At 64.6% G+C, this 1,235-nt stretch carries 1 pseudogene; it reads left to right on the forward strand.

The annotated features are described in order from the left end of the window. Positions 1 to 44 precede the first annotated feature (44 nt). Positions 45 to 1,235: pseudogene (locus B6V73_RS20360) on the forward strand (IS3 family transposase); the annotation flags it as partial.

Raw genomic sequence — 1,235 nt, forward strand, 5'->3', positions numbered from 1 at the left:
CCTCGTTTTGAGGTTAGCCTGTTCTCCAGACGAGGAGACAGACGATGAAGAGAAGCCGGTTCAGCGAAGAGCAGATCATTGTCATGCTGAAGGAGCACCAGGCCGGGCTGGGCGCGAAGGAGCTGTGCCGCAAGCATGGCATCAGCGACGCGACCTTCAACAAGTGGCGCTCGAGATATGGCGGCATGGAGGTGTCGGACGCCCGCCGGCTGAAGGCGCTGGAGGCCGAGAACGCGAAGCTGAAGAGTTCGCAGTGACCGTGGCCCCGGTGGGGCCGCGTAAGTGCGTAGAACGCTGGCCGAACAGATGCTCGACGTCGCGACGCTGAAGGAGATGTTGGGAATGGGAGCAGGCGAACGCCATGCGTTCGAGAGAGCCTGCGGACGCTTCTGAGGCCCGGTTCGAGGCGGCGCGCCGTGGACTGGGCCATGAAGGAGAAGAGCTACTCGCAGCGGCGGGCCTGTGCGCTGGCCGGGATCGACCCGCGCGTGTACCGGCGGCAGCCGACCAGGCCGGAGGACCGGGAGTTGCGCGAGCGGCTGCGGGAGGTGTCGGGCGAGAGGCGGAGGTTCGGATATCGGCGTCTGCACATCCTGCTGCGGCGGGAGGGCTGGGCGTTGAACTGGAAGAAGCTCTACCGGATCTACCGGGAAGAAGGCTTAACAGTCCGTAAACGGGGCGGTCGCAAGCGGGCACTGGGAACCAGGGCGCCGATGGCGATCCCGCAGGGGCCGAACCAGCGCTGGAGCCTCGACTTCGTGTCGGACAGCCTCAGCGATGGCCGCCGCTTCCGGATCCTGTGCATGATCGACGACTTCAGCCGGGAATGTCTGGCTGCGGTCGTCGACACCTCGCTCTCCGGCATCCGGGTCGCCCGGGAGCTGGACCGGATCGCCGAGGTCAGAGGCCATCCCTGCATGGTGGTCAGCGATAATGGGACCGAGCTGACCAGCAACGCCATCCTCAAATGGCAGGAGGAGCGCCGGGTCGAATGGCACTACATCGCGCCGGGGAAACCGATGCAGAACGGCTTTGTCGAGAGCTTCAATGGCCGCCTCAGGGACGAATGCCTCAACGAGCATCTGTTCGCCAACCTGCGTCATGCCCGCAGTCTGATCGCGGCGTGGCGTGATGACTACAACCATCACCGCCCCCACACGAGCCTCGACGGGCTCGCCCCGTGGGAGTATCACCAAAGGTCGAAAGAGGACCAAACCCTGAACAGAGCTAACCTA

This window comes from Thioclava sp. JM3 (genome assembly GCF_002213185.1).
GTDB lineage: Bacteria > Pseudomonadota > Alphaproteobacteria > Rhodobacterales > Rhodobacteraceae > Thioclava > Thioclava nitratireducens.